The sequence below is a fragment of the Luteibacter sp. P4_D7_3 genome, from assembly GCF_056401735.1.
Map to the genome: position 1 here is coordinate 1 of NZ_JBFUIT010000195.1, position 7,680 is coordinate 7,680.

A 7,680-nucleotide genomic window follows, 5' to 3' on the forward strand; every position below is an offset into this window, starting at 1 on the left:
GGTGGGCGCTGACTCGAACGACGCGGCGAAGGTTGCCCTCGCGGTAGGCACGACCGGAACCTTTGCGGATGCCAATGCTGGCGTCGGCAAAGCCGTCACAGCCAATGGCTTCTCCATTTCAGGCAGCGAAGCCGGTAATTACGCGCTCATGCCGCTGACCGGCCTGACTGCGACCATCAGCCCGTTCACACTGAGCATCAACGGTGTGTCGGCCATCGATAAGATCTACGACGGCAACACGGGCATTGCCTTGAGCACGGGCACAGCGTCGTTGGGCGGCATTTTCAGTGCCGACAACGGGAACGTGACGCTCGATACCTCGGGTGCGAGCGGCAGCGTGCGGTCGGCCAACGCAGCCAACAACCTCGACGTAACGACGTCAGGGTTTGGATTGGCAGGCAGCGCCGCGGGCAACTACCGCGTCGACCAGGTCAGCGGCCTTACCGCCAGTATCTCCAGGCGCCAGGTCACGGCGTCCATCACGGGCGATCCGACCAAACCGTACGACGGCTCGGATTCCGTGACGCTGACCGCTGGTGACTACACACTTTCGGGCTTCGTGAGCGGGCAGGGAGCGAGCATTCCGCAGTCGTCCACCGCGAAGTACAACAATGTCAACGCCGGCAGCAACCGCGGCCTGACGTCGACGCTTTCTGTGTCGGACTTTGTGGCACTTTCGGGCACCAACCTCGCCAACTATGACCTGCCAACCGGTGCCGCCGGCGCGCTCGGCACGATCACGCCCTTCATCATCAACCTGATGAGCCAGCGCGTTTATGACGCGACCACCGATGCCGATGCTGCCTTGTTCACCAGTGGCGGCACGATCGCCGGCGTGAATGGCGAACGCCTGACGCTGACCGGCAGCGGTGTCCTGTCGACGAAGAACGTAGGCAACCAGCGAAGCTTCGCCAACTTCGGCACGTTGGCGCTGGGCGACAACAGCGGCACCGCGACGAATTACACGCTGACCGGCGGCATCGATTGGGTGACTATCACCCCGGCCACCTTGACCGTCGCCGGCACGGTGGCAGCCGACAAGACCTATGACCGCTCCAACGTGGCGCAACTCTCTGGCTCGACGCTTGTGGGGCGGTTGGGCACGGACGATGTGACGCTGGGGAACTTCGCGACCGGGACATTCGCCAACAAGAATGCCGGTGTCGGCAAGTCTGTTGGCACGTCGATGACCGTGACCGGTGGCGACAGCAGCAACTACATTCTCGTCCAGCCCACGGGGCTCACGGCGACCATTTCACCGCTGACCATCACCCCCACGGCCTCGGCGGACAGCCGGCAGTACGATGGAACCACCAACGCCACGGCGACGGTGTCGTCCACGGGCGTCCTCGCGGGCGACACGGTCAACTTCGGCGAGTCCACGACGCCGCAGTTCGACGGCAAGGATGTGGCCAACGGACGCACCGTCACGGTGAGCAACATCACCAAGGGCGGCGCTGACGCGGCCAATTACGTGCTCTCGACCACGACGGTGACAGCACTGGCGAACATCACGCCGCGTATTCTCAACCTGGGCGGAACGCGGGTCTACGACACCTCGACCTCGATCTTCAGCCCTGGTCTGACCCTGGGGAACCTGGTGTCGGGTGAGAGCCTCTCCCTCTCGGGCACGGGCAACACGGCGAGCAAGAACGTGGGTAGCTATACCGGCGGTAACTTCGCGCTGGGTTCGCTCGCGCTGGCCAACGGCGCGGGTGGCCTCGCGAGCAACTACACGCTGACCGGCGGCACCGATACCTACACGATCACGCCGGCGATCCTCAACGTGATCAACACCACGGCCGACAGCAAGGTGTATGACGCGAACACCATCGCTGCCTTGCACAACGCCACGCTCGATGGCGTGTTGGGGTCGGACACCGTCGATCTGACGAACGCCGATGTCGGCACCTTCAGCGACAAGAATGTCGGCACGCACAAGTCGGTCGCCACGGCCATGGGCATTGCCGGGGCAGACGCGGGCAACTACACCCTCGTGCAGCCGGCCAACGTGTTCGCCGACATCACCTCGAAGCTCATCCATGTGGACGCCAATGGGGTCAACAAGGTCTACGACGGCAGCACGGCATCGGGCGCGACGCTGTCGAGCCAGGATCTGCTGGGCACCGACCAGGTGACGTTCAGCGCCGCCAGCAACCTCTTCGATACCAAGGATGTCGGGACCGGCAAGGCAGTGAGTGTGGATGGGATCACCGCCGGCGGTGCCGATGCGGGGAACTACACGCTGGCCAACACCAGCGCAGCCACCACCGCGAACATCACGCCCTTCATCATCAACTTGACCGGGACGCGTGTATACAACGGCACGACGACGGCCAGTGCGAACCTCTTTGGAACGAACGGCGTCGTCGCCGGCGCCAATGGTGAAACGCTGATCCTCACCGGTGCGGGTAGAAGCGCATCCAAGAATGTGGCCACCTACCTCCGGGCTGTTGACGGCACGGGCGGTTTCGACCTCGACACGCTGGCACTCAACGGCACGGGAGGATCAAGTGCGAGCAACTACGCGCTGTTGGGGGGCATCGACAGCTTTACGATCACCCCGCTCGCGGTGACGGTCACTGCCATCGGCGGCAACAAGGTCTATGACGCCACCACGGCGGCAACGGCTACGTTGGCATCCGGAGGCCTGATTTCGGGCGACACGGTGGACTTTGCATCCGGCGCAGCCACCTTTGGCGACAAGAATGTCGGCACTGGTAAGACCATCTCGGTCACAGGCATCACGGCCAGCGGTGCGGACGCCGGCAATTACACGTTCAACACCTCGGCCGCGACCACCGGCAACATCACACCGCTGGCCATCAGCGGGAGCATCGTGGCCGACGACCGTGTTTACGATCGTACGACGGGGGCGGTGACGCATGGCAGCTTGTCGGGCGTGCTCGGCGGCGATATCGTCGATTACGCGTCGACCACGGGCAGCTTCCTCGACAAGAACGTTGGCAACGGCAAGACCGTTAATGTCTCCGGTGTCGTTGGTGGGGCAGATGCCGGCAATTATGTCGTCACCAGCAACACCACCACGACCGCGAACATCACGCCGGCGACCATCGTGGTCGGCACGAGCGCGGCCGACAAAATGTATGACGGCAATGCCACGGCGACGACGGTGCTGTCGCAGACCGGTCTTATCGGCGGCGACGATGTGAGCTTCAGCGGCGCGTCGTCCTTGTTCTCCGATGCGAATGCGGCCAATGGCAAGACCGTCACGGTCAGCGGTATCACAGCAGCGGGCACCGATGCCGGAAACTATGTCTACAACACGGTAGCGACCACGCTCGCGAACATCACGCCTTACATCATCAACCTGCACGGAGAGCGCGTGTACGACGGCTCGACCGTCGCTGCGGCTGGGGATTTTGGTAACCACGGGGTCGTCGCGGGCATCAACGGCGATACGCTCGACCTGAGCGGCGATGGCTCCGTGGGGGATAAGAACGCCGGGACCAACAAGATCCTGACCTCGACCGGAACGCTGGGTCTCACCGCTAACGGGGCTGCGCTCAGCAGCAACTACACGCTGGTCGGCGGTACGCAYACCCTGACCATCACCCCAAAGCAGATCGTGGTCGATGCCACCGGGTCCAATAAAGTCTACGACGGCGGCTCCCTGGCCGTGGTGGGCCTGGGCGCTGCCGGCGTCCTCGGCGGCGACCAGATCACCTTCGCGGGCGGCACGGCGAACTACAGCGACAAGAATGTCGCCAATGTCAAGACCATCACGGTGAACGGCATCTCCGCTTCGGGAGCGGACGCTGGCAACTACGCGTTCAACACGACAGCCCTGACGACAGGCAACATCACCCCGTTGGCTATCGGCGGCAGCATCGTCGCCAGCGACAAGTTCTACGATGGCACTACCACGGCGCAGACCCAGGGCAGCCTCACGGGTGCGCTTGCGGGCGACGATCTGGGTGTCATCACCCAGGGCACCTTCGCGGACAAGAATGCGGGGTCGGGCAAGACGGTGAACGTGGCGGGCCAGCTGACCGGCACGGATGCTGGTAACTACACGTTGACCACCAACACGACCACCACCGCCGCGATCAACAAGCTGGTGCTCGACCTCGCCGGCACGCGCGTGTACGACGGCAGCACCGTGGCTGGTGCTGGCATGTTCGGCAACGCTGGGGTGATTGCTGGCGTCGCGGGCGAAAGCCTGTTCCTGTCCGGCCAGGGTGTGCTTGCCAGCAAGAACGTAGCCACGGACCGCGCACTCGCGGGCCTTGGTTCGCTGGCGCTCAACGATAATGGCAGCTCGCTGGCCAGCAACTACACGCTCGTCGGCGGCCACGACGTGGCGACCATTACGCCACTTGGCATTAACGCCAACATCACGGCCAACGACAAGGTCTATGACGGAAACACCGCCGCGATCACCCAAGGCGTGCTGAGCGGCGTCCTGGCGGGGGACAGCGTGTCCTTGTCGACCGTCGGTGCCTTCTCCGACAAGAACGTAGGCAACGGGAAAACAGTGAATGTGACCGGCATGATCGCCGGCGACGGCGCCGGCAACTACGCCCTCAGCTGGAATCCGACCACGACGGCCAACATCACTCAGAGCGCCTCGCAAGGGACCTCGGGGAATGCACTGACCCAGATCGACGCCTTGCTTGGGCCCGAGACGTTAGCCACGCCATACGGCGTCGCCTCGAATGTCACGGTCGGCGACTACACCGGTAACCACAAAAAGACCCGGCAGCCGGTGGAGAAGAACGTGCAGCGCTCGGACTTCAATTCCGGCCTTTCGCTGCAGGTCGTCAGTGGCGGCGTGCGACTGCCTGCGGACGTGATGCAGTGAATAACCCCCTTCGAATCAGAAACGGCTTTTCGATGACCATGGTTCAATTTCCCAAGCGCACCGCGAATGTCCTGGGTGCCTGCATCCTGCTTGCCATCGCTTCGGGCGCGACCGCTCAGGTGCGCGCTCCCCAGACCGGTGACTTGCTTCGCCAGGTGCCTGCAACACCCGCCCCTCAGCGCTCCGATGACACGGGCCTGACCGTCACGCCGCAAGTGCCGACGGCGCAAGGCGACAGCGCCCCGTTCCACGTCACGCGCATCGAGATCACGGGTGCCACCTTGTTGCCGGCCGAAGACCTGCATGCGCTGGTCGCTTCGGGCGAGAACACCGACATGACCCTCGGCCAGCTCAATGCGCTAGCCGGCCGGATCACTGCCGCGTATCGGGCAAAGGGCTACCCTTTGACGGTCGCTTATGTGCCGGCGCAAACGTTGACCGGTGGCACGGTCCGCCTTGCCGTGCAGGAGGCGCGACTGGGCAAAGTGACACTCGAGAACCACAGTGCAACGCACGACGGTCCGCTGCAGGCTACGCTGGCGCCGCTCAAGGAGGGCATGCCGGTCTCATCGCACGGCTTTGATCGCAGCCTGTTGCTGCTGGGCGACATTCCGGGCGTCTCCGAGACATCGGCGCTCGGCCCCGGGCTTGAGCCGGGTACATCAGACCTTGCCGTGCGGACGGATGATCGGCCCCGTTACACCGGCACGGTCGCGCTCGACGATTACGGGAACCGCTACACCGGCCGAACGCGCATGACAGGCACCTTCAATATCAATGGCCTGTTCCATCAGGGTGACGTGCTTGACGCGACTGCGCTCACTGCCGGCTCGAACATGAACTACGGGCGGCTCGGCTACCGTTACCTGCTCAATGGCGAAGGCACGGTGGTCGGGGCGGCGGTCTCGTCGCTCGACTACAAGCTCAAGGGTGACCTGCGCGTGCTGGACGCGCACGGCACGGCGCAGGTAGCGAGTGTGTTCGTCAGTCATCCGTTCATCCGCTCCACCGACGGGAACCTTTACGGCCAGCTTGGCTACGACCGTCGCCATCTTAACGACTCCATCGACATCGTCGGCATTCGCACGCTACGCCATACCTATGGCTGGACCGCGACCCTTGCCGGCGACCAGCGTGACGCGCACGGCGTGACGAACTTCAACCTGGCCGCCACTTACGGCTTGTTGGGCTTCAATGACGCCTTCGCCGAATTTGTCGATGCGATCAGCGCCCAGACGAAGGGCCATTATCTGAAATACACGCTCTCCGTTGCGCGCCTTCAGCAGCTGTCGGACAACAACGCGTTGTACCTCGGCTTTCAGGGGCAGTGGGCGAATAAGAACGTGGATACCGCCGAGCAGTTCTATCTTGGCGGGGCGAACAACGTGCGCGGGTATGACACCGGGGTGTTGGCGGGAAGCCAGGGCCAGATGGTCAACCTCGAGTTCCGCCGGTCCCTTCACGTCGGCACACCGGGCAGCCTGATCGCGCTGGTATTCGCGGATGCGRGGCACGTGACCCTATACAAGGACCGCTTTGCTCCGGGCACCAATAGCGCCCACATGCAGGACGTGGGCTTGGGCTTACGGTGGCAGGGCGACGATCAATGGGTGGTCAGCGCGGACGTCGCGCATCCGGTAGGGGCCCGACCGGCAATCCTTGGCGACACGCACGATGTTCGGGCGTGGGTCCAGGTCCAGAAGGGCTTCTAGCAACGGCGTGGCACGGAGGTAGAGAACTCCTGACCATGTTGCCCGCTGTCGCCTCGCCTGGTTTGTCGGTGGAACTTCACAGCATTGCGCTCTGGCCTTCATTTGAAGGGGCCCATCATGCCCGCCCCATGTCCAGAAGCCGCCCGGAGCCCCGATGGAACAGCCCTACGATTGTGTCGTAGTCGGTGCCGGTCCTGCCGGACTCACGGCCGCCACTTACCTTGCGCGCTACCGCCGCCGAGTCCTCGTGATTGATGCAGGGGAGTCACGAGCGCGCTGGATTCCCGTCAGCCACAACTGTCCTGGCTTTCCGTTTGGCGTCGGCGGCCGGGAACTGCTTGGGCATTTCCGCGCCCAAGCCGAACAGCACGACGTTCCTTTCATGGCCGCAACCGTCACGGCCGTGGAGCCGTCGGAGGGTGGCTTCCAGATCAACGCGGCGGGGTCGACCGTTTCTGCCCGGACGGTGTTGGTTGCCGCCGGCATCAGGGATCGGTTGCCGGAGGCAACAGGCATCGAGGATGCCATTGCGTCAGGCGCGCTACGCCTTTGCGCCGTGTGCGATGGCTATGAAGCCCGCGATGAGGCCATCGGGGTTTATGCGCCGGTATCCGAGGGACTTGGTCACGCCGGATTTCTGCGGACCTTCTCCGGGCGTGTTGCCGTCCTCAGTCCGGACGATGACACGCCCTCGGCAGACGCGCGCAGCCGTGCCGAGGCGATGGGCGTTGCCCTCCATGCCGGCGTGCACTCCTTGAGCTTTTCGGTGGCGGGGTGCGAGGCTAGAACGATCGACGGACGGGTCCATCGGTTTGACACCATTTACCCCGTCCTGGGCTGCGAGCCGGGGACCGGGCTACTGGCGGGACTCGACGTGCAAACCGACTCCGCCGGGAAACTGGTGGTGGACGGTTCCATGGAAACCAATGTTCCAGGCCTGTTTGCGGCGGGCGATGTCGTGTCCGGCCTCAACCAGATCAGCGTCGCGGTGGGGCATGCGGCGGTGGCGGCAACCGCGATTCACCACCGACTGCCTCGCAATTTTCGGCCTGTGGATGGTCGTCAGCGACGGCACGGTGTCTTGCCGTCGGTCGCGTCCTGACCCCGTGAGTCTTTTTCCCGAGCCCGTGGTTCTCAGTCGGC

The 7,680-nt window shown here is 64.0% G+C and carries 3 protein-coding genes; all 3 read left to right on the top strand.

Translation table 11 applies throughout. From position 1 onward, the window contains the following. Positions 1-4,825: beta strand repeat-containing protein (locus AC1DSN_RS15310; protein WP_477331478.1), on the top strand; the 4,825-nt coding region annotated here is incomplete at its 5' end. 32 nt (positions 4,826-4,857) lie between these two features. After that, the gene (locus AC1DSN_RS15315) at positions 4,858-6,537 is read left to right on the top strand and encodes a ShlB/FhaC/HecB family hemolysin secretion/activation protein (RefSeq protein WP_477331480.1); all 1,680 of its coding nucleotides are present in this window, start codon (positions 4,858-4,860) and stop codon (positions 6,535-6,537) included. Positions 6,538-6,691: 154 nt separating this feature from the next. Further along, the gene (locus AC1DSN_RS15320) at positions 6,692-7,639 is read left to right on the top strand and encodes an NAD(P)/FAD-dependent oxidoreductase (RefSeq protein ID WP_477331482.1); all 948 of its coding nucleotides are present in this window, start codon (positions 6,692-6,694) and stop codon (positions 7,637-7,639) included. The last annotated feature ends 41 nt before the right edge of the window (positions 7,640-7,680 follow it).

Coding starts and splice junctions, on each gene's coding strand:
- AC1DSN_RS15320 (WP_477331482.1), top strand. CDS start 6,692: ATGGAACAGCCCTACGATTGTGTCGTAGTCGGTGCCGGTCCTGCCGGA.